Raw genomic sequence first — 21,408 nt, forward strand, 5'->3', positions numbered from 1 at the left:
AAGTGAGCGTTAACACCCGCCTGGCCGAGTCACCGGCTGCTAATTTCACTTCGTCTTACAGTGTCTGAGACGATGAGTTAGCCCCCTCCCCAAGTCCCCACTAGAATTATCTAAGTTAGGCAGTCTGCCTTAGGGTCACCCAGTCGGAAAGGCGTTCCGTTTGGGGATAAATGAAGGCACAAGGAATATTTAGCATGAAGAGACAGTATTATGCCGGGGCGTTGTCTGCATTGAGCCTCTCCCTCCTGCTGGTTGGCGCGTCGGCGAATGCCGCCCCTATCACCACGAAGGAAGTGACAGGCGTAGCCGACGCCGGGGTGATTAACGAGCAACAGATCCTTTATTGGCTGGTGAAGCGCGGTGAGTTGGCAGCCAATGCCAGCGAGGAGGAGAAGCGCGCCGCAGTTAAGGCTTACACCCTGAGAGCCAAGGGTTATCAGGAGAAAGGCGGTCTGGTACAGGCCAAGCTAGAGTCGCAGCAGAGCCTGCGTCAGAAGGCCCAGCAGAAGGCGCGGGTGATGTCCTTCGTGACGCCACAGGCGGACGCCGATGTGACCAAGACGGTTAAGGTGCTGGGGGTGTTGATCGACTTTCCCGATCTGCCTCACGACAACAACCGTCTGACGGCTTCCGATACGCCTATGTATTATGCCAGCTATCCGGTATCCCATTATCAGGATCTCATGTTCTCCACCACGGGCTTTACCGGCCCACAGGGGCAAAACCTGCTGACTGGGTATCAATATTATCAGGCGGAATCTGGCGGTAGCTTCTATTTCACCGGTAAGGTCTATGGTTGGTATACCGCCAACCAGAATGCGGCCTATTACGGGCAGAACGATCCTAACAGCGATAATGACGACAAGGCGGTGCCCGAGCTGGTGAAAGAGGCCGTGACCCAGGCATTGGCAGATATGACGCCCGCGGAGATCGCCTCCTTCGACGTGGAAGACCCCTATGATCTCGACGGCGACGGTAACCTGAATGAGGCCGATGGCGATATCGACCATGTGATGCTGTTTCATTCCAGCATAGGCGAAGAGGCCGGTGGTGGTGTGTTGGGCGATAATGCCATCTGGTCGCACAGATACTTTGTCTATGAAGGTAATTCGCCTGGCTATGAGATCCCAGGTACGGGCAAGAAGGTGTTTGGCTACACGGTTCAGCCCATAGATGCGGCCGCCGGTGTGGTTGTTCATGAGTTTGGCCACGATCTCGGCCTGCCCGATGAGTATGACACCAGCAATAGCGGCGACGGCTCGCCCGTGGGCTCCTGGTCTATCATGTCTGGCGGCAGCTGGACCGGCATGATTCCTGGCAGCGAGCCAACCGGCTTTAGCCCCTATGCCCGCTCTTATCTGCAAAACAAGTTTAAGGGTAAGTGGATCAACGAGACCCAGGTGGATCTGGCCGCTATTCCAAGCGGTGGCCAAGAAGTACAGCTGACCGAGGCGGTCAATGCTAATCAGGTCAACCAGATTTCTATTCCGCTACCTGCGAGTAATATTCCCTTCAAGCAGCCCTATGCCGGTAACTATCAGTATTATTCTGGTCAGGGGAACCTGCTGAGTACAGCTGCCTCCTTTAGTCTGGATTTCCCCGCGAGCAGCAGCCTGACCCTGAAGATGAAGGCGCACTGGAGCATAGAAACCGACTATGACTATGTGCAGGTCAAGGTGGGTGATGTGGCCCTAGTGGGCAACAAAACCAAGGCCAGCAATACCATCAATAATGCCAAGAATATCATCACGGGCAAATCCGCCGATGTGGCGGGCGCCGAAGGCAGCGATGCCTGGGTGGAGCTGAGTTTTGATTTAAGTGCCTATGCGGGCAGCAATGATCGCCAGATCAGTATCGTCTACTTTACCGATGAGGCCGTGGGCGACTATGGTTTCGTGTTCGATGAGCTCAAGGTGCTCGATGGCACGACCGTGATATACAGCGATGGTGCCGAGGAGCCAGACACCATGACGCTGAACGGCGGCTTTGCGCGCATCGAGAATACGCGTCCGGGTAAACCGCGTCGCTACCTGGTGCAGCTACGCAGTTACAATGGCGTCGATGTCGGTTTGAAGAGTCATGCCTATGAACCAGGGGTTCTGCTCTGGTTGGAAAACTTCAACGAGTCTGACAACAACTCCAGCACCCATCCAGGCAGTGGCCTGATCGGCGTGGTCGATGCCGACCAGATGCTTATCGGTACTAATGGCACGGCGACTCAGATCCGTGACGCCACCTTTAGCCTGTATGATCAAGGCAGCTATTTTGGTGACGATCATCTGGCAGCCAACAGCCTGTTCGATGACAGTCAGGACTATAGTGCCCCCCTCAAGCCGCAGTCGGGCATCATATTGCCACAACTGGGATTGACCATGGAGGTCGTGACTCAGAGCCAGAATTCGAGCAGTGCCAAGGTACGTTTCGAGTATTCGGGCACTGTGACGCCTCCGCCAGCGCCAGAGGCATTGAGTGCTTCGATAGCTAAGACACAAGAGGGTGAGAGCGTCAGCTTCAGTGCTAACGTGACCGGTGGTGATGGTAACTATCAGTATGCCTGGGCCTTTGGTGTCAGCGGCGCAGGGAGTACCTTAGCGGCGCCTACCTATGTGTATCAGGCATCGGGCACCTATCAGGTAACCCTGACGGTGACAGATGGCGCGGGTGAGTCGGTGACGGCCAACACTCAGGTGACTGTGGTGATCAAGCCTGTGGCCGACTTTAGCTATAAGGCCAGCGACTTGACCGTGACCTTCAGTAACCTGTCTAATCAGGGGGTAGGTACCCTGAGTTATCTGTGGAGTTTCGGTGATGGACAAACGAGCACGGCTGCCTCGCCGACACATACCTATGGGACGGCGGGTAGCTATGATGTGACCCTGACGGTCACTGATGAGGCCAATAATCAGGTGAGCAAGAGCGTGACGCTGAGCGTGACCGCCCCTGTGGTGCAGCCACCCGTTGTTCAGCCGGAGACCAAGCAGGACTCTGGCGGTGGTAGCCTAGGTTGGTTAAGCCTGTCGCTGCTGATGCTGTTGGGATTACGCCGCAGAAGCTAAATGGAAAAACGCCTCTCAATGAGGCGTTTTTTATGCCAGCTTGTCGATAAGCTCGCGAGCCTTAGGCAGGAAGATCTCGCTGACGATAAGCTGCTGCGTCCCGTGGCTGAAGTAGCGTCTGCGGCCCCACAGGGGATGGTGACTTTCCTGCTCCAGGGAGTCGATCAGGTTGGCCAGAGAGTCGCAGGCGGTAAATTGACTGACCTCTATCTTGCCCGGGGTAAAGTCGCCACTGGTAAACAGCAGCTCGCCAAGTGGGCGGGTGCCAAGGGAGAGGAAGTTATCCTGGGCGCTGTCCATCATGGCGCCAGGCACTAAGGTACGGGCGAAAACCCAGGGAATGCCGTCGAGACAGAGCAGTACTTCTCTAATCCAGGCCTGTCCCTGATGGGGGAGTTCGCCGGGAAAAGGGGGCAGCATGGCTTCGCCTAACACCTTGACCTCAAATTGGGTGCAGTGAGACTTGAGTTTTTGGGTTAAACTACCGGAAGCTAATAGCCACTCCCTAAAAGGGCTGGGTGGCAGCTGGGGAATTTGATCCGGTGAATGCCATTGAATGGATTCACCATAGGGGAAGCTTAACCTGGTCACACTCATTAAATTCTCGGTACAATACTCAAAAACGTCAGCAGTTTATCATGACGAGGCTTTGATGTCGGTAATTAAAGCCTTGAGTACTAAAGCATCTAAGTATTGGTGCCGTTAATAAGGTATTGCCTGGCTAGAAAGCGAGTGTTGACCATCAAATCATGAACGGAGTATTCGTCTAATATGAAAAAGTTTGCGCTGCTGTGCCTCATGCTAGTGACCAGTGTACTGAGCCTGGGGGCATTTGCCGAAGAGGAAGAGGTGGTCGACACCTACGCCTATTACGGTTTCGAGCCCGATATTGTGACTAACTATATCTCCAATCGTAAGAAGCTGGGGTTTGTGAAGATCAGTGTCGAACTCATGGTCAAGGTGCCGGAAGATCTGATTGTGCTCGAGCATCACGACCCGTTGCTGCGCGCCGCCATCATAGAGATCCTTGGAGCGCAGACGGAAGATAAGGTGAAATCTCTGACCGGTAAGGAGGAGATCCGCCGTGAGTGCTATGACACCCTGAATCGTCTGTTGGAGCAGGAGATTGGCAAGCCGCTGATCGTCAACCTGCTGTTTACTAAATACCTGTACGATTAATGCTTTATGGGCTGCATGCCATTGCGTGCAGCCGGGATCCCCTTAATGACCCAGTCTCCCAAGCCCCCGCGCCCCGGTGCAAGAAAGTCTACCTCTCAAGCTTCACCATCTAGGCCTGCTAAGGTATTACAGGCATCAAAGGCAGCTAAGCCGTCTAACTCAGTTAAGACATCAAAGCCAAAGCAAAAAGCAAGGCCCACATCAGGCAAGACGCCTCGTCAGCCCAAGGGGCTACATGAGCGCAATCTACACGCCAAGGGCTATGACTTTAACGCATTGGTGCAAGCCACTCCGGCGCTTAAGCCCTATGTGCGCCCCAACCCCTATGGCAATTTGTCAATTGACTTTGCTGACCCCAAGGCGGTGAAACTGCTCAACCTGGCGCTGCTCAGGTTGCATTATGGGCTTAGCTATTGGGATATCCCCGAGGGGTTTCTCTGCCCGCCGATTCCGGGCCGTGTGGACTATCTGCACTATCTGGCGGATCTGCTGGCCGAGTCCGTCCCTGCGCGTAAAGGCGCTAAGACTAACGAGGCTAAGATGGCTAACGTGGCTAATGCGACGAAGGTGCCCAAGGGAGAACGGGTGGTCGCCCTGGACATAGGCACAGGTGCCAATGGCATCTATCCCCTGCTGGGGCATCAGGTCTATGGCTGGCGCTTCGTGGCCAGCGATATCGACCCTGCGTCTCTTGCGAACGTCGAGCAGATCATCGCGAACAACCCGCAACTGGCGGGTAAGCTGAGTCTGCGCCAGCAGTCAGATCCGAAACAGATCTTTACCGGTATCATCACGGCCCAGGACAGGTTCGATTTGACCCTGTGTAATCCCCCCTTTCATGCCTCTCTGGCGGAGGCGAGCAGAGGCAGCGAGCGTAAGCTGAAGAACCTGGCTGCCAACAAGCGAGCCAAGGGCCATGAGGTGGCGCGGAGTAAGGAGAAGCTGAACTTTGGTGGTCAGAAGGCGGAGCTATGGTGTGAAGGTGGCGAACTCGCTTTTCTTAGCCAGATGATCCGTGAGAGCCAGGAGTTCGGCGCGCAGTGCCTCTGGTTTACTTCCTTGGTGTCGAAGAAGGAAAACCTCAAACCTTGCTATCGTCTGCTGGAGCAGGTGGGCGCTAAGCGGGTAGAGACACTCGAGATGGCCCAGGGCAACAAGCTGACCCGCGTGCTGGCCTGGACCTTTCTAGCCCAGGAGCAGCATCGCCTCTGGAGTCAGTATCGGGTTTAGTCGGGCCCTAGGCGCTAGTTCGCTTAGTATTTCCAGAAGTTAGGGTGGAAGAGCACTGCCACCGTCAAGATCTCCAGACGTCCCAGTAGCATGCCGATGGCCAGTGACCACTTGGCGATGTCTGGCAGGCTGGAGAAGTTCCCTGCCGGGCCGATGACTGGCCCAAGTCCTGGGCCCACATTGGTCACCGCGGTGACGGCACCGGTAAAGCTGGTGGTGGGGTCGAGTCCGGTCGACACCAAGATCACAGACAGGAGCACGATCACCAGCATAAACAGCAGGATGAAGGTGACCAGGGAGCGCACGATATCTTCGGTAATTGGCCTACCGTTGTAGCGCTCCTTGAAGATGCCGTTAGGGTGGAACTGTTGTTTTAGCTGCTCGCGCATGATGGCGATGGCGATCTGGAAGCGGAAGATCTTGATCCCCCCCGAAGTCGAACCCGAACAGCTGCCGGCAAACATCAAGAAGAGGAAGGCCACGTTGGCTAGCGCGCCCCAGGAGGTGTAGTCGGTCAGGCCATATCCCGTGGTGGTAACCACTGAGACCACGTTAAAGCTGGCCAGGCGAAGGGCATCGGCGGCCGTCATGTCGTGTCCATGGTAGAGCCAGAAGGCCAGGCTGCAGGAGACGAATGCAAGGAAGATGAGATAACCCTTCACCTGAGCATCGTCCCAGATCCGCAGCGACTTCTGCGACAGGCTGTGAACGAACATCAACAGGGGTAAGCCACCGGCCGCCATGAAGAGGGTGCCGACCCAGTGGGCGGGCTTGGAGAAGGCTGCCATTGAGCTGTCTGAGGTGGAGTAACCGCCGGTCGAGAGTGTGGTCATGGCATGGTTGATCGCCTGAAACCAAGTCATGCCTGCCAGGTGGTAGGCCAGGCCACAGGCTATCGTCAGCAGAATATAGACATAGAAGAGGTGCTTGGCCATGTCCTGGGTGCGGGGCACGGCCTTGTCGCTCCAGTCGGAGGACTCGGTGCGGAACAGCCGCATGCCACCCACGTTGAGGAAGGGCAGAATGGCTACCGCCATCACGATAAAGCCGATTCCCCCCAGCCACTGCAACAGGGAGCGCCAGATCAGGATGCTGTGATCCATGGTGTCCAGGCCGGACAACACGGTAGAGCCTGTGGTGGTGATCCCCGACATGGTCTCGAAGAAGGCGTCCGTGTAGTTGATGCCGTGATACAGGGTAAAGGGCATGGCGGCAAACAGGCTGACGATAAACCAGGTTAAACTGGTGAGCAGAAACATGTCGCGGATATTGAGGCGGATATTCTCGCTCTGTCCCTGATGCATGCAGGCGCTGGCACAGGTGCCGGTGACCAGCGAGGCGATCATGAAGGCGCCCACCGTCTCTTCGCCATAGAGTAGGGCGAAGAGCAGCGGAATAAACATAAAGGCAGTCAGGGTCGACAGGAACACGCCTAATATGAAGAGTAGCGGCCGATAATTTAGCATCGCGAATTTAGTCTTTGCTTCTCGAGTGGCTTAGAAGAAGAATGCACTAGGCTGGAACAGCTTTTCAACTTCACCGATAAATTTCTTGTTCACCAGGAATAGGATCACATGGTCGCCCTGTTCGATGACCGTCTTATCGTGGGCCATCAGCACCTCGTCGTCGCGGACGATGGCGCCAATCGTGGTGCCCGGTGGCAGCTTGATCTCGCTGATCTGCTTGCCCACCACCTTGGAGGTGCTGGGGTCGCCATGGGCGATGGCCTCGATCGCCTCGGCGGCGCCGCGTCTTAATGAGTAGACGTTACAGATATCCCCCTGACGGATATGGGTCAGTAGCGCCGAGATGGTCGCCTGTTGCGGCGAGATGGCGATATCGATATTGGCTTCCTGGACGATGTCCACATAGGCTTCGCGCTGGATCAACACCATCACCTTCTTGGCGCCCATACGCTTGGCCAGCAGGGCGGCCATGATGTTGGCCTCATCGTCGTTGGTCACCGCGATAAACACGTCGGTCTGGTCGATATGTTCCTCGAGCAGCAGCTCCTGGTCTGAGGCGTCACCGCAAAATACCGTGGTATTTTCCAGCTTCTCCGACAGCGCCTCGGCGCGATCCTGCCTGTGTTCGATCAGCTTGACCGCATGATTGCGCTGCAGCTGTTTGGCCAGTCCCAGGCCGATGTTACCGCCCCCGGCAATCATGATGTTACGGTAGGTGTTATCCAGCTTCTGCATCTCACTCATCACGGCGCGCACATGGCGACTGTCGGCGACGAAGAACACCTCGTCGTCGGCCTCTATGATGGTGGTGCCTCTGGGCATGATGGGACGGCCCTGTCTGAAGATGGCCGCCACACGGGTGTCGATATTGGGCATATGTTCGCGCAGTGCGGCCAGGGCGTTACCCACCAAGGGACCGCCGTAGTAGGCGCGCACGGCCACCAGGCTGAGGCGTCCCTCGGCAAATTCCAGTACCTGCAGGGCGCCAGGATATTCCACCAGACGACGAATATAGGCGGTCACCAGCTGCTCGGGGGCGATCAACTCATCTATGATGAAGCCGCCGCGAGGACGATTCTCGCTCTGCTTGGTCTCGCTGTCGATAAACAGCTTGTCACGCAGGGCCAGATACTGCTCCGAACGGATTCGGGCGATCTTGGTGGGGGTGCCATAGAGGGAGAAGGCTATTTGGCAGGCGGCCATGTTGCACTCGTCGCTATTGGTAACGGCAATTAACATATCGGCGTCTTCGGCGCCGGCATCCTTGAGGACACCAGGGTGAGCACCGTGGCCCAGCACGACACGCAAGTCATACTTGTCTTGCAGCGAGCGTAGCCTGTCGCGGTCATTATCGACTATGGTGATGTCATTGTTTTCACCCACCAGGTTTTCCGCCAATGTGCCGCCGACCTGACCTGCGCCTAATATGATAATTTTCATAGCCTAAACTTTATCCCTTAACCAAGCGAGCGTAGTAAAACCCATCCATATTGTCTTGGCCTGGCGTGATCTGCCAGCCAATGTCATCGCGATTTTGTTGTTGTGCGATGGGGACTAGGGTTGCGTCTTGGGTTCTCGCTAAGAAAGCCTTGATCTGTTCGGCGTTCTCTTGCGGTAAAATTGAGCATGTAGCATACAGGAGTGTGCCACCGGGTTTAAGCCACTGCCAGCAATGATCCAAAATTTGTGACTGCAATGTGGCTAGCTCTTCGATATCGGCCTGCTTTCTGAGCCATTTGATGTCCGGGTGACGACGAATCACGCCGGTAGCCGAACAAGGCGCATCCAGCAAGATGCGGTCGAACTTATCGCCCTGCCACCAGGAGTCTATCTTGGCGGCATCACCGTGCACCAACTTGGCCTCGAGCTGTAATCTGTCGAGGTTTTGCTGTACCCGCTCCAGACGCTTGGCGTCGAAGTCTACCGCCACCAGATCGATACTGGGTTGACGCTCCAGCAGATGACAGCTCTTGCCGCCTGGGGCGGCACAGGCATCGAGGATCAGCTCATTTTGCTCGGGCGCCAGCAGGCTGGCGGCCCACTGCGCCGCGCCATCTTGCACCGAGGCGGCGCCATCGGCAAAGCCGGGAAGCATGCCGACATCTTTGGGGCTCTCCAGCAGTATGGCGTTGTCGCTCGCGCCTGGTGTTGCGGCTATCTCCTGCTCGGCGAGCAGAGCCAGATATTGGTCTCGTGTCTGGGATAAGGGATTGTTACGCAGCCACATGGGGGGCCGCTGATGGCTCTGGGCGATCACCTCTTGCCAGTCGTCTGGATAGGCGGCCTTGAGGCGTTTGATCAGCCAGGCTGGCGTGTTGAAGGCCAGGGTCTCGTTGTCCTCGGGGAGTGGCTTCTGGCTACGTTGCAGGTTACGCAATACGCCGTTGACCACCTTGACCAGGCCCTCGAACTTGAGTTGGCGACAGGCCTCGGCGGTTTCCGAGATTGCCGCATGGCTAGGGATGCGAGTGAAATAGAGCTGGTAACAGCCCACCAGTAGCAACTGGTGTACGATACGCTGCTTGCCCTTGAGGGGCTTGCTCATGCAGTCGCTTACCAGCTTGTCGAGCTGGGGCAGGTGACGCATCACGCCATAGCAGAGTTCGGCCAGCAGGGCCTTGTCTTTACCACTGCCGAGTCTTTGCTGCTGCTCGGGCAGGGCGACAGACAGGGAGACTCCCTTCTCTAGTACCTGAAAGACGACCTTGGCGGCGAGGGCACGCAGATTCTTCATGCCTTGGCCTCATCTGAGGTATTAGCGCCTTGTAGTTGGGTGCCTGGGGTGAACCAGTCGCCGCGGGCATTGAGTACGTCTGCCACCGGCATGGCCTTCTTGCCTGGCAGTTGAATAGTCTCTAGGATCAGCGCGCCTTCGCCGGTGGCGACCACTATGCCCTGTTTATCGGCGCGGATGATGGTGCCTGGGGCCTGCTTAACGGCCTCGTCAGACACGCTGGCCTGCCACACCTTGATCACCGCATCCTGGTGGGGGAAGTGGCTGGCGGGCCAAGGATTGAAGGCGCGTACTTCACGCCACAGCTGCTGCGCCGGCTTGCGCCAGTCGAGCTGGGCCTCCTCTTTGCTCAGCTTCTCGGCGTAGTTGGCCAGGGCTTCATCTTGTGGCTCAGGCGTGAGGCTACCTTCGGCCAGTCCCTGTAGCGCCTGGATCAGGGCGCTAGGTCCCTGCTCGGCCAGCTTCTCATACAGGCTGGCAGAGGTATCGCTGCCTTCGATAGGCAGGTGAGTCTTGAGCAGCATGTCGCCGGTATCTAAACCTATATCCATCTGCATTATGGTGACGCCTGTTGCCTCGTCACCGGCCCACAGGGCGCGTTGAATCGGCGCCGCGCCGCGCCAGCGAGGCAGGATGGAGCCATGCACATTGATGCAGCCCAGTCTCGGGGTGTCTAGAACAACTTGAGGCAAGATCAGGCCATAGGCGACTACCACCATGATGTCGGCGCCGAGCGAGGCGAGCTCTGCCTGGGCCGCTTCATTCCTCAGGCTAACGGGTTGGTAGACGGGGATATCATGCTCAAGGGCAAGGGCCTTGACCGGGCTGGCCTGTAGCTTCTTGCCGCGGCCCGCGGGTCTGTCTGGTTGGGAGTAAACCCCGATCACCTGGTGCTCTGAATCGATTAAGGCTTGTAGATGGCGGGCGGCAAAATCTGGCGTACCCGCAAAGAGTATCTTGAGTGGTTTCAAATGAGGCTTATCCTTGTTTGGCTTCGAGGCGCGCGGCTTTTTCGAGTTTCTGTTTGATACGCTGACGCTTGAGGGGCGAGAGGTAATCGACAAACAGTTTGCCATTGAGGTGATCAAGCTCATGTTGCAGACAGATGGCGAACAGACCATCAGCCTCTAAAGTGAACTCGTTGCCATCTCTGTCCTGTGCCTTGATGGTGACAAACTCGGCGCGATCGACTTTGGCATAGATACCGGGAACTGAGAGGCAGCCCTCTTCGTTGCAAAAATCGCCACTTTTCTCAATTATCTCTAAATTTATGAAAACCTTAGGGCGTTCTACGTCATCTTGCAGGTCCATAACGATCAATTGATGATGGTAATCTACCTGGGTCGCTGCCAGACCAATTCCCTTCTCTTCATACATGGTTTCGAACATATTATCGATTTGTGTCTGAAGCTCAGCGTTAAATTCTGTAATGGGCTTAGCAACTGTGCGTAAGCGCTCATCGGGAAAGCGTAAAACTTTTAGTAAACTCATACATAAACTCTTAACAAGTCTGTCAAATTCGAGTCAGTTGGTTATACTGACTTTGGCTAATGGGTTAATTTTAATCCTTAGTGGCATTCAATAACAGTAAAAGCTCTATATAAAGGGCAAACAGCATGGATACCCCCATGAAACGACTAATTTTACTCGGTTTAATGATTTTTAGTAGTTCGTTTGTTGTCGCGGATACCTTGACATTGAAGTCTGGCCATCCCGATTCGTATGTGGTGAAGAAAGGAGATACCCTTTGGGACATCTCAGCGCAATTTCTCAAGGACCCCTGGCGCTGGCCTAAGCTCTGGGGCGCCAACCCACAGATCGCTAACCCTCACCTTATCTATCCCGGCGACAGGCTGACCCTGGTCTTTATCGACGGCGAACCCAGATTAGTGGTTAAGCCTCATGTTCGTAAGAGTCCCGAAGGGCGCGTCTTGCCTAAAGGTGGCGCAATCCCAGCCGTGGATCTTAGCCTAATCCAACCCTATCTGGTGCAAAACCGAGTGGTCGATGGCGAGTGGTTCGATAAGCAACCCATGGTCATGGGCGGCGAAAGTGAATCCAGGCACCATGTGACCGACGATATTATCTATGTCCAAGGGGAGCTGACCCTGGGGGACAAGTTTGGTGTCTACGCCAAGGGACGTCAGTTTGAAGATGTCGAGTCTGGTGATGCGCTGGGATTGGAGGTGATTCTGACTGCCAGTGGCCGTGTCATAGAGTCGGGCGCTGTGTCTAAGGTGCAACTGCTGAGCAATATGCGTGAGACCAAGGCGGGTTATCGTGTGCTGCCTATCGAAGATGATTCCTTGATGTCCGCTTATTTTATGCCTAAGGCGGCGACCACGCCTGGGTCTGTACTCGCCTCTGAAAAAGGTGTCCGTGAAATGGGTAAACTGGATGTGGTCTATATCGACCGTGGCAGCCAGGATGGTGTCGAGCCAGGCCATGTGTTCTCCATCTTCCGAGATGGCGTTGAGGTGGTGATCGATGGTGACGGCCAGCCGGTACAACCTGAGGATCGCAGCACCTACGAGGAGCTTCTGGCGAATATCTCTTCCGATAACGCGGTGAAGATGCCAGATATCTATCGCGGTAAGGTAATGGTCTTCAAGGTGTTCGACCGTGTCAGCATGGGACTTATTCTGATCAACGAGAAGCCTGTGCGTGTTCATGACAAGTTGCTGCAGCCGGATACCCTGTTAGCGAGCGAATAGTGCCATCGACGACAAACTGGTCGACTGGCTAGTTGTTTGTGCAGTACCCGGGTTAGGACCGGCCCGGGTTAAACAATTATTAAACTACATGGATGTAGCAGAGCTCAGGCAAAGGCTGGAGCATGAACCCGATGCCTTACCCCTGCCTGAGCGGCTGTTGACGACTAGCTTGACCCCCGACTTTGCCTTGGTCGAACAGGCGTTAGCATGGCAAGATGCCGCGTCTCATCATCATATCCTCTGTCCCCAAGATCCCCTTTATCCTAGTCTGCTCCTGCAGACTAATGACCCGCCGCCGATCCTATTTGCCAAGGGTGACATTAATGCCATGGTGCATCCCAGCATTGCCGTGGTGGGTAGCCGGGCTGCATCTCAGTCGGGATTAGCCGCAAGTTATCAGCTCGCTCAGGAGCTAACAGCGGCTAAGGTTGCGGTGACCAGTGGCATGGCGGCCGGCATAGATGGCGCGGCTCACCAAGGTGTATTAGATGCCGATGGCGTAACCCTGGCCGTGTTGGGCACAGGGATAGATATCGTTTACCCCAAGCGTCACCGACCCATCTACGACAAGATCCAGCAAAACGGTTGTGTGCTCAGCGAGTTCTGGCCCCAGGTAAAGCCCTATGCCGGTAACTTCCCTAAGCGGAATCGCATCATCAGCGGGCTCTCGCTAGGGGTTCTGGTGGTCGAGGCGGCTCGTAAGAGTGGCTCGCTGATCACCGCACGACTGGCGCTGGAACAGGGCCGCGAGGTGTTTGCTGTACCGGGTAACATCCTAGCTGGGGATCATCAGGGGTGTCATGATTTGTTACGGGATGGCGCTAAATTAGTGGAGTGCGCCGCCGATATTATCGAAGAGGTTGCAGCTTTATCAAGATTTCACCTTGAAGAGTTGCATCGTCGTCACCATATAGGGGAGGAGTTAGCTTCTGATTTGCCATTTGCCTCACTGTTAGCTAGTGTAGGCTATGAGGCCACGCCATTAGATGTGGTGGTCGAGCATAGTGGAAAAACGATAGAGCTAGTATTAGAGCAGTTGCTTGAACTTGAACTACAAGGTTGGGTTTCAGCTGTACCCGGTGGTTATATAAGACTTAAGAGGAGCTAGCCATGTTCGATATCCTCATGTATCTATTTGAAAACTATGTGCACAGTGAGGTCGAGTTACTGGTCGACGAAGACGAGTTGACCCAAGAACTGACACGAGCAGGTTTTCATCAATCGGCGATTATTAAGGCCTTGTCCTGGTTAGAACACCTGGCTTCGCTACAAGAAAGTGATCAACCCTACCTATGTAATCATGATCAACACTCTTTCCGTATCTATACTCAGGCCGAGATGGAGAAGTTAGATGTCGAGTGTCGTGGTTTCCTGCTTTTCCTAGAGCAGATCAAGGTACTCAATGTCGAGCTACGCGAGATGGTGATCGATCGTGTGATGGAGCTGGATGAGCCTGCATTGATCCTGGAAGATCTTAAGTGGGTGATCCTCATGGTGCTGTTTAACGTGCCGGGGAATGAGTCTGCCTATGAGCAGATGGAAGATCTGATCTTCGAGCAACCCGATGGTCGTCTACATTCCTAATTGACTCGATTCGACGATAAATAAAGGAGGCCATGGCCTCCTTTTTGGGTTGATGAGTTGTTAATTATACCAATCACAGTAAACATGTGATCAGAAATAGCGCAGGAAAAACGCTTGAGAACAAAGCAGGATTTTTAGATAAGTAGTTATTCTACAATTAAAAATACTAATACAGTTATCGAGCGTTTTAACAAGCTAGAATGATCAATTATTTATTACGATTGGTATTAGTTGATGACTCATTAAAAGTGTTGATGAGCATCGTCTAGCTTAAGATGCGCCGGCATCAGGTAATCACGATAGGCGTAACGATTAAGCTTGTTGATCTTGGGCGTCTTATCCGTTTCTTTCTCTGTAAACTGGGCAACCTGTTGGGTCAGCCAGTTTGAAAAAGCACTTTGTTGCTCTGAGAGTTCATCGAGCAGCCTTTCATAACCCTCGAAATAGTCTGTCTTTAAGTAGTGGCTGAGCCTAACCAGCTCATCGGGGTGCTGTTCGGCCAGAAAACGGATCGCCATGTAACTCCATTTATAGGTGCGGTCGAGACCATCCTTATATTCGGTCGCGAAGATAGTCTTGAGATCCGGCGCCTCATCTAATTTTTCCTTGATCACCTTTAGCGTCGAAGGGTTGTCGTCGCCTTTGGAGACATACTCCGCCAGGCCTTCCGACCACCACACCAGCTTGCGCGGGAAATGGCCGAAGCCGCCGTATTTAACGAAACGACCATCGAGATAGTGAACGTATTCATGATTCAGGTTCCAGATGGCAAATTCCGGGGCTATCCAAAACTGACGATAGGCGAAGAAGCTGGCCTGATTATCTGGGTTAGATGGCGTTCCTTCGATATACATGCCACCATTGTCCGTGCCTATGTCGAACAGCAACTGGCCGTAGGCGTTGTATTGGCTCCAATTTTTGAAGGCCACCACTTGCAGCGCGTCATTGTTATCGTTAGCGGTAGGCCGATGCTCAGTCTTAGCAACTGATGAAAGTGTGCCTCCTGGGAGGTGAGCTTAGTACAGCTGATGCTGAGCTCATCCGGAGTCAGATCCTGCGCCAGGATATACAGGCTGTCTGAGCATTTATGGCGTATGGGTAAGATCTGCGATTGCTCGGGGATCTGACAGATAGTGCCGCGTGCCTTGCAGGCCTCCTGGCCGGCGAAGGCATTTACATGATAGCCCAAGGTGTAGGTGGTCTTAGCCGCATCCCCTCGCCGCGCAACATCTCGCTCGGCCATCTCGGCCATGGCGTCGTCCAGTGCCTGTTCGGCTGGCGTGATCTTGCCCTCTTCGCCGCTGGGCAGTGTCAGGCGGTAGAGCCCAAGTGCCCAGTAGGCATTGGCTCTTGGCCAGTCTCGCTGACCGTGCAGGCTAAGGGGGGAGGCGGCAAAGTCGAGCAGTGGCTTATCTAATCTGGCGGCAATCAATTGTTGGTTGAGGGGGCCTTTGGGCTGTTTGCGCGCAGCGTTCAGCAGCATGCCATAGGCTCTCAGGGTTTCCCACAGGGCGTAGTCTGTTGCCTGGCTGGGGGATTGGTTAGCGATGCGCCTCAGTTGCTGGTTTAGTAGGGGCAGTAATCTGCCAACTTGCTCGGCGTGCTCATCACTTTCTTCTTCAGTATTGGCATAGTAGCGATACAGGGTGATAGCGAAGTGTTCCTGTAATCTGGCACTCTGAGTGACTAGCTTGCTTTGACCAAGCTTGTTTAGCGCATCCGTTAGCGCGGCGTATTCAACACTGGTCAGCGCGTCCATGGGACCGAAATAGCTAAAGCCCCTCAGGTAGTAGAGCAGGGCATCTAGCGTTTGCTCGTCCTGGCTCTGAATGATGGCTTGTACCGCCTGATTGAAGCTGGCCTTATCGAGTAAAGGGTTGTCATGGCTGAAGCTTTGCTGCACAGGCATGGTGTTAAGCTGGCCGATAAAGGCAGGGTCTAGCTGTGTCGGCGCAGTGGTGCTGCACCCCAGTAACAGACTGGGGCCGAATAATAAGAGTGCGCGGAGGGATTGGTGTAACATAGGGTCTCCTTCTGTTTTGCATACAATATATTTCATTGTCATGAAGAAGACTAGCTATAATTAAATGCACATTCGATTCCCAAGGCGCTGTAGAGCTTGATAAAATGGCTAGAGTCACCGGCTGTCGAGAAAACCATGTCTAAGATAGATGATCAACTGTTTAGTTCACACGAGCATGCACTAGAGAAAGAGTATGAACTCTGCCCTAAGTGTGGCTGCGAGCTGTCGGTAAAAAACAGTAAGCATGGTGGGTTCATCGGCTGCAACAACTACCCTAGTTGCGACTATACTCGGCCCCTGGTGCATCACGAATCGATAGAGACTCAGGTGATCCAAGGCTCAGAATGCCCCGAGTGTGGCGCCGAGCTGGCGGTGAAGTCGGGCCGTTTCGGTATCTTTATCGGCTGTACCCGATATCCAGAGTGTAAGCATATCGAGAAGCACGATCAGGAGGATCCGGCCGAGGCCGTAACCTGTCCCAGTTGCCATAAGGGCGTGATGGAGCATAGAACCAGCCGCTTTGGTAAAAGCTTCTATGCCTGCAGCGCCTATCCTAAGTGTAAGTTTTTGGTTAATTATCCTCCGGTGCAGGAGACCTGTCCCGATTGCGGCTTCGGCATCTTGGTCGAACGCAAAGGCGCCGCCGGCATGCGACTGGAGTGTCCTCAAAAGGCCTGTAAATATAAGCGTCCGCTAGCCTAAGCGTTCTCCACCATTGTTCGCATTAGCTTTGTCTGTATAATCTCGACGCATAAGGTCAAGTCGACCCGTTGAACAGAAAGGTAAGGCGACATGTTACAGCAAGATCCTGGCGCCCTGGTTGAAACGGTACTGCAAGGTGGCGTCATAGCCTATCCCACCGAAGCCGTTTATGGACTGGGCTGCGATCCCGATAATGATGAGGCGATTCAGAAGCTGCTCGACCTAAAGCAGCGTCCCTGGCAGAAAGGCTTGATCCTGGTTGCCAGCGATTTCAGTCAATTGACGCCCTATATCGATTGCTCTGTCCTCACCGAGGCGCAGATGCAGTCGGCCTTCGATAAATGGCCCGGCCCCTTCACCTTTATCATGCCGAAACGTCCTGGGCTATCCAGCCTGTTGAGCGGTCAGTTTGACTCCCTCGCCGTGCGTGTCTCCAATCATCCTGGGGTGCAGGCCCTGTGCCAGGCGCTGGATAAGCCCATAGTCTCGACCAGTGCCAACCTGACGGGAGAGGAGCCAGCCTTGACACCGGAGGAGGTTATCCGTCAGTTTGATGGCAAGATAGATGGCCTGGTGGCCGGTAGCCTAGGCGCCGAGCCTAAACCGTCGACCATCATAGATGTGATCAGCGGAAAGATTTTACGATAACCATAGCAAGGAATTTTTATGAAGCCCGATGCCACTCAAGTCAAAGCATTCTTACTCGACCTGCAACAGAGGATCTGTGAAGGCCTAGAACAACTAGATGGCGAGGCCAAGTTTGTGGCCGACTCCTGGACGCGGGAAGAGGGCGGTGGCGGCACGAGCCGCGTATTGACTAAGGGTAAGGTGTTTGAGCAGGCAGGGGTGAACTTTTCCCATGTGACCGGCGCGGCCATGCCGGCATCTGCCACGGCGCACCGCCCCGAGCTAGCCGGGCGTAGCTTCGAGGCCATGGGTGTCTCCCTGGTGATCCATCCTAATAATCCCTATGTGCCGACGACCCACGCCAATGTGCGCTTCTTTATCGCCGAGAAAGAGGGAGCGGATCCTGTCTGGTGGTTCGGTGGCGGGTTCGATCTGACCCCTTACTACCCGTTCGAGGAAGATGTGGTGACCTGGCATCAGAGTGCCAAGGCATTGTGCGAGCCGTTTGGCGAGGATGTTTATCCTAAATATAAGAAATGGTGCGACGAGTATTTCTTCCTGCCCCATCGTAATGAGACCCGTGGCGTCGGTGGACTCTTCTTCGACGATCTCAATGAGCCTGGGTTCGAAAACAGCTTCGCCTTCATGCAGGCGGTGGGCGAGGGCTTCTTGAAGGCCTATGCGCCGATTGTCGAGAAGCGCAAAGACACCGAATATGGCGAACGTGAGCGTGATTTCCAGCTCTATCGTCGTGGCCGCTACGTGGAATTTAACTTGGTCTATGACAGAGGCACGCTGTTTGGCCTACAAACCGGTGGCCGTACAGAGTCTATCCTGATGTCTATGCCGCCACTGGTGCGTTGGCAATATGCCTACACTCCCGAGCCGGGCAGTGCGGAGGCGAAACTCTATACCGACTTCCTCAAGCCGAGAGATTGGCTGCCAGCGTAGAAGGTCAACCAGAAGCTAAAAAGGACTCTATTGAGTCCTTTCTTGTTTTGCACATTTTGGTTTTGCACATATTGGCACCGATGCTATTGGTTACGCATATGATCGGCTAGGGTCGAGATCGCCTGGTAGATGGCTTCCCTATGTTGCGGCTCCTTGATCTCTATCGCTAATGCCCGCTGCATGCAGAGTAGCCACTGATCGCGCATGGTCTCGTCTATGCTAAAGGGCATGTGCCTGGCACGCAGGGCCGGGTGTCCATGACGTTGATGAAACAGCTGTGGGCCACCTAGCCAGCCGCTGAGGAACTCGAACAGCTTCTGTTCCGACTCGGGAATGGGGGATCTATGCATGGCCAATAAGGCCTGGGTGTCTGGGTTGGTCTGCATCTGGTGGTAAAACTGTTTGGCGAGCGCCCTGATCACCTCTTCACCGCCAATTCTATCGTAGGCGTTTGATTGCTGAGGATCGCGCTCGGCCGAAGGCTTAGCCATCATCTTCTTTAACCACTTCATCTGACTCTCTCGTGGGCTCTGTTGGACTCGATTTAGATATCAAGCGGCACACTAGCGGATTCTCCAGTTGCAATCAATGCTAGTTTCCCTGAAGAGATTGCATGGCGTCGCCCTTTGCTTCGCTTAAAAAGCTCAGTAGACTGGGCGCAATCGGATTAACAGAGACAGTTACCCCATGACACAACCGCTGGTGCAAGACAGATACGCCGTATTTGGCCATCCCATAGGGCATAGTAAATCTCCCGCTATTCATCAGGCTTTTGCCCAGTCGACGGGGGAGTTGCTGCGGTATGAAGCGATTTTGGCGCCCCTCGATGGCTTCGCCGAGTCTCTGCAAAGCTTTTTTGGTGAAGGGGGGAAGGGTGCGAATGTAACCCTGCCATTCAAGGAGCAGGCCTATGCCTTGTGTGATTGCCTGAGTGAGGAGGCGAGACTCGCGGGCGCGGTGAATACCCTTAGCCGCTTGGATGATGGTCGTATCAAGGGAGATAATACCGACGGCTTGGGGCTGGTGGCGGATCTCGAGCGCCACATAGGATCCTTAAGCGGTAAAAATGTCTTGCTTATCGGTGCCGGCGGCGCCGCGCGAGGCGCCATACTGCCGTTATTGAATGCTGGTATCGCCTCTCTGACGATTCATAATCGCACCCATAGCAAGGCCGAACTACTGGCCGAGACATTTAAGGCATATGGTCAGGTTAAGGCTTGCACCTTAGACGAGCTGAATCATAGTTTTGATATCGTCATCAATTCAACGTCTGCCAGCTTAAGTGGAGAGTTGCCGAATCTCCCCCACGAGATTATCGCTGCCCATACCGTCTGCTACGATATGATGTATGGCAAGGATCTCACCGCCTTTAACCGCTGGGCCTCAATTCAGGGGGCGGGTGAGGTGATCGACGGCCTCGGCATGCTGGTGGGCCAAGCGGCTAAGAGCTTCGCCATCTGGCGTGGCGTCGAACCTGCCGTCGAGCCAGTGCTGGCACAGTTGCGTAATGAGCTCGCCGTGCAGGCGTGAGAGTAGCTATGTCGTTAGTTGGCAATAGGAGTAGCAAGCCATGAATCAAAGCATCATATTTACCGAGCAACTGACCTGGGATGCTCAGCAAAATGCGATTCACTTTACCGCGCAGCAGCAGGGGATGTTGATCGACTGCTACATCAGCCAGAAGGTGCTTGCGCATCTGGCGGCCGAGAAGATTAATAACAGTGAACAGGCACTGTCCTTGTTTGAACAGTTTCGTTTCGATATCGAGGAGCAGGCGGAAAAGTTGATCGAGCAAGAGGCGTTTGACGTTCAAGGCCATATACAGGTTGAGCGCGTCGACTAGCTCATTCTAAAGTTTTCCCCTAGCGCTTACGTTGATGTTGCATAGGGGCGCCGAATCATCGACGCCATGCAGGTTGAGTTTAATGCGCATTTCTCGACAGAGAAGCACTAGGTCGGCAGATCCTGCAACGCCTCTTCAATATATTCGTTCTTCAGGCGGACATAGTTGTCCGCCGACTCTGGCAGGAAGTTTATTTCTGCCTCTGTCAGCGCTCTCACCTTCTTGGCCGGGCTGCCTACATACAGGTGACCACTCTCCAGTGTCTTGCCGGGTGGAACCAAAGAGCCTGCACCTAAGATCACATCGTCTTCTATTATTGCGCCGTCTAGTATGATGGCGCCCATGCCGATAAGGATACGGTTTCCGACTCGGCAGCCATGCAACATCGCCTTATGACCTATGGTGACATCATCGCCTATGAGGAGTGGGTGTCCTTCGGGGCGGCTGGCCGATTTACGGGTGACATGTAATACGGTGCCATCTTGTACGTTTGAACGTTTACCTATGCGGATGTGATTCACATCGCCTCGTGCCGCGACCATGGGCCAGATGCTGGCATCTGTGTCTAAATCAATGTCGCCGACGAGTACACAGGCTTCATCAATATACACACTGGCATCAAATTGTGGGCTAAGGCCCTTATAGGCACGGATAGATTTTGTCATGGCTAAGTCCTTAAAACGGCCAAATGAGTGGGGGTTACCCAGTATAATGGGGAAAAAGTAGCTAGTCAGGCGAAAAAGCGCGCAAACAATGCAAAAGAAGCACTTTTCTTTTAAAAAGCCCTTGCACAAAAGATTTGGCTCCCTATAATGCGCTCCCACTGACACGGCAAACGGCGCTACTTAGCAACGATTACCAAGCTCAGATGGTTAAAGTGATAAAGTTGAAAAACTTCTTAAAAATCACTTGACGCCAACATCGGGAAGTGTAGAATACGCATCCCTAAGCCGACGGCCCAGCGCTAACGGCGGCATCCAAAAGTAAGGATGTAATGCTCTTTAACAAGATAAAACAAGAAATCTGTGTGGACACTCACAGGTATTGAGTTAATCGAAAACGATTTAAATCTCAATGCATGATTTACTAAATCTAGTTTCACTAGAAATAGTGAGAGTCCATAGCAATATGTACAAACATGTAGATGATTCTTCCGAGTCATTTATATGAATCAGAATTCATTGAGTCGGACTTAGGTCCAAAAAAAACTTTTAATTGAAGAGTTTGATCATGGCTCAGATTGAACGCTGGCGGCAGGCCTAACACATGCAAGTCGAGCGGTAACATTTCAAAAGCTTG

19 protein-coding genes, 1 rRNA gene and 1 pseudogene are annotated in these 21,408 nt (G+C 54.0%); 12 read left to right on the forward strand and 9 right to left on the reverse strand.

Translation table 11 applies throughout. From position 1 onward, the window contains the following. Window positions 1-194: 194 nt before the first annotated feature. Entirely contained in the window at window positions 195-3,056 is a 2,862-nt protein-coding gene (locus DB48_RS08060) for an immune inhibitor A domain-containing protein (RefSeq protein WP_041509786.1), read from the forward strand. Between the two features lie 30 nt (window positions 3,057-3,086). Here DB48_RS08060 and DB48_RS08065 read toward each other — a convergent pair whose 3' ends face one another. Continuing rightward, window positions 3,087-3,653 carry a chorismate--pyruvate lyase family protein gene (locus DB48_RS08065; protein WP_041509787.1) on the reverse strand — a complete coding sequence of 189 codons (567 nt, stop codon included), beginning with the start codon at window positions 3,651-3,653 and terminating at the stop codon, window positions 3,087-3,089. A 174-nt stretch (window positions 3,654-3,827) separates the two neighbouring features. Here DB48_RS08065 and DB48_RS08070 point away from each other — a divergent pair, with 174 nt between their 5' ends. Next, window positions 3,828-4,235, forward strand: coding sequence for a flagellar basal body-associated protein FliL (locus DB48_RS08070; protein WP_041509788.1), 408 nt, complete (start codon window positions 3,828-3,830; stop codon window positions 4,233-4,235). 45 nt (window positions 4,236-4,280) lie between these two features. Beyond that, a complete protein-coding gene (gene rlmF / locus DB48_RS08075) occupies window positions 4,281-5,465 on the forward strand; it encodes a 23S rRNA (adenine(1618)-N(6))-methyltransferase RlmF (RefSeq protein ID WP_041509789.1) in 1,185 nt (394 codons plus the stop codon). 23 nt (window positions 5,466-5,488) lie between these two features. On the opposite strand, the gene DB48_RS08080 is transcribed toward rlmF, so the two are convergent. The 5 genes from DB48_RS08080 to def are packed head-to-tail and all read right to left on the reverse strand — an operon-like array spanning window position 5,489 to window position 11,156. Next, the gene (locus DB48_RS08080; protein ID WP_041509790.1) at window positions 5,489-6,931 is read right to left on the reverse strand and encodes a TrkH family potassium uptake protein; all 1,443 of its coding nucleotides are present in this window, start codon (window positions 6,929-6,931) and stop codon (window positions 5,489-5,491) included. Between the two features lie 30 nt (window positions 6,932-6,961). Beyond that, entirely contained in the window at window positions 6,962-8,371 is a 1,410-nt protein-coding gene (gene trkA / locus DB48_RS08085) for a Trk system potassium transporter TrkA (RefSeq protein WP_041509791.1), read from the reverse strand. 10 nt (window positions 8,372-8,381) lie between these two features. Beyond that, complete coding sequence (gene rsmB / locus DB48_RS08090) at window positions 8,382-9,665, reverse strand: 16S rRNA (cytosine(967)-C(5))-methyltransferase RsmB (RefSeq protein WP_041509792.1); 1,284 nt, start codon at window positions 9,663-9,665, stop codon at window positions 8,382-8,384. Next, window positions 9,662-10,636, reverse strand: coding sequence for a methionyl-tRNA formyltransferase (fmt, locus tag DB48_RS08095; RefSeq protein ID WP_041509793.1), 975 nt, complete (start codon window positions 10,634-10,636; stop codon window positions 9,662-9,664). Before fmt ends, rsmB begins: the two co-directional genes overlap by 4 nt. A gap of 7 nt (window positions 10,637-10,643) precedes the next feature. Continuing rightward, on the reverse strand, window positions 10,644-11,156 hold the full coding sequence (gene def, locus DB48_RS08100; RefSeq protein ID WP_041509794.1) for a peptide deformylase: 513 nt from the start codon (window positions 11,154-11,156) through the stop codon (window positions 10,644-10,646). 125 nt (window positions 11,157-11,281) lie between these two features. Between def and DB48_RS08105 the strand changes: the two genes are divergently transcribed. From DB48_RS08105 to DB48_RS08115, 3 genes are all read left to right on the forward strand, one after another. Beyond that, window positions 11,282-12,379, forward strand: a complete 1,098-nt coding sequence (locus DB48_RS08105; protein WP_041509795.1) for a LysM peptidoglycan-binding domain-containing protein — start codon at window positions 11,282-11,284, stop codon at window positions 12,377-12,379. 88 nt (window positions 12,380-12,467) lie between these two features. Then, entirely contained in the window at window positions 12,468-13,487 is a 1,020-nt protein-coding gene (gene dprA / locus DB48_RS08110) for a DNA-processing protein DprA (RefSeq protein ID WP_041509796.1), read from the forward strand. Between the two features lie 2 nt (window positions 13,488-13,489). After that, entirely contained in the window at window positions 13,490-13,963 is a 474-nt protein-coding gene (locus DB48_RS08115) for a DUF494 family protein (RefSeq protein WP_011867527.1), read from the forward strand. A gap of 242 nt (window positions 13,964-14,205) precedes the next feature. Here DB48_RS08115 and DB48_RS20605 read toward each other — a convergent pair. Continuing rightward, window positions 14,206-16,028 (reverse strand): annotated as a pseudogene (locus DB48_RS20605) (collagenase). 93 nt (window positions 16,029-16,121) lie between these two features. Here DB48_RS20605 and DB48_RS08125 point away from each other — a divergent pair. The 3 genes from DB48_RS08125 (at window position 16,122) to hemF (ending at window position 18,266) form a co-directional block, all read left to right on the forward strand. Then, entirely contained in the window at window positions 16,122-16,688 is a 567-nt protein-coding gene (locus DB48_RS08125) for a DNA topoisomerase family protein (RefSeq protein ID WP_041509808.1), read from the forward strand. 90 nt (window positions 16,689-16,778) lie between these two features. Beyond that, the gene (locus tag DB48_RS08130) at window positions 16,779-17,336 is read left to right on the forward strand and encodes an L-threonylcarbamoyladenylate synthase (protein WP_041509797.1); all 558 of its coding nucleotides are present in this window, start codon (window positions 16,779-16,781) and stop codon (window positions 17,334-17,336) included. Window positions 17,337-17,354: 18 nt separating this feature from the next. Continuing rightward, window positions 17,355-18,266, forward strand: a complete 912-nt coding sequence (gene hemF, locus DB48_RS08135) for an oxygen-dependent coproporphyrinogen oxidase (RefSeq protein WP_041509798.1) — start codon at window positions 17,355-17,357, stop codon at window positions 18,264-18,266. Window positions 18,267-18,349: 83 nt separating this feature from the next. Here hemF and DB48_RS08140 read toward each other — a convergent pair whose 3' ends face one another. Beyond that, the gene (locus DB48_RS08140) at window positions 18,350-18,778 is read right to left on the reverse strand and encodes a group II truncated hemoglobin (RefSeq protein ID WP_041509799.1); all 429 of its coding nucleotides are present in this window, start codon (window positions 18,776-18,778) and stop codon (window positions 18,350-18,352) included. A 175-nt stretch (window positions 18,779-18,953) separates the two neighbouring features. Between DB48_RS08140 and aroE the strand changes: the two genes are divergently transcribed. Continuing rightward, window positions 18,954-19,796, forward strand: coding sequence for a shikimate dehydrogenase (gene aroE / locus DB48_RS08145; RefSeq protein ID WP_152619119.1), 843 nt, complete (start codon window positions 18,954-18,956; stop codon window positions 19,794-19,796). Window positions 19,797-19,836: 40 nt separating this feature from the next. Continuing rightward, window positions 19,837-20,109, forward strand: a complete 273-nt coding sequence (locus tag DB48_RS08150; RefSeq protein ID WP_041509800.1) for a DUF1488 domain-containing protein — start codon at window positions 19,837-19,839, stop codon at window positions 20,107-20,109. Window positions 20,110-20,216: 107 nt separating this feature from the next. Here the strand turns inward: DB48_RS08150 and DB48_RS08155 are convergent, their stop codons facing one another. After that, window positions 20,217-20,774 (reverse strand): gamma carbonic anhydrase family protein, encoded by a 558-nt coding sequence (locus tag DB48_RS08155; RefSeq protein ID WP_041509801.1) that lies wholly within the window; start codon window positions 20,772-20,774, stop codon window positions 20,217-20,219. 547 nt (window positions 20,775-21,321) lie between these two features. On the opposite strand from DB48_RS08155, the gene DB48_RS08160 reads away from it, so the two are divergent. Then, window positions 21,322-21,408, forward strand: a 16S ribosomal RNA gene (locus tag DB48_RS08160); the annotation flags it as partial.

It is taken from the genome of Shewanella sp. cp20, from assembly GCF_000832025.1.
In the GTDB taxonomy this organism is placed as follows: Bacteria; Pseudomonadota; Gammaproteobacteria; order Enterobacterales; family Shewanellaceae; genus Shewanella.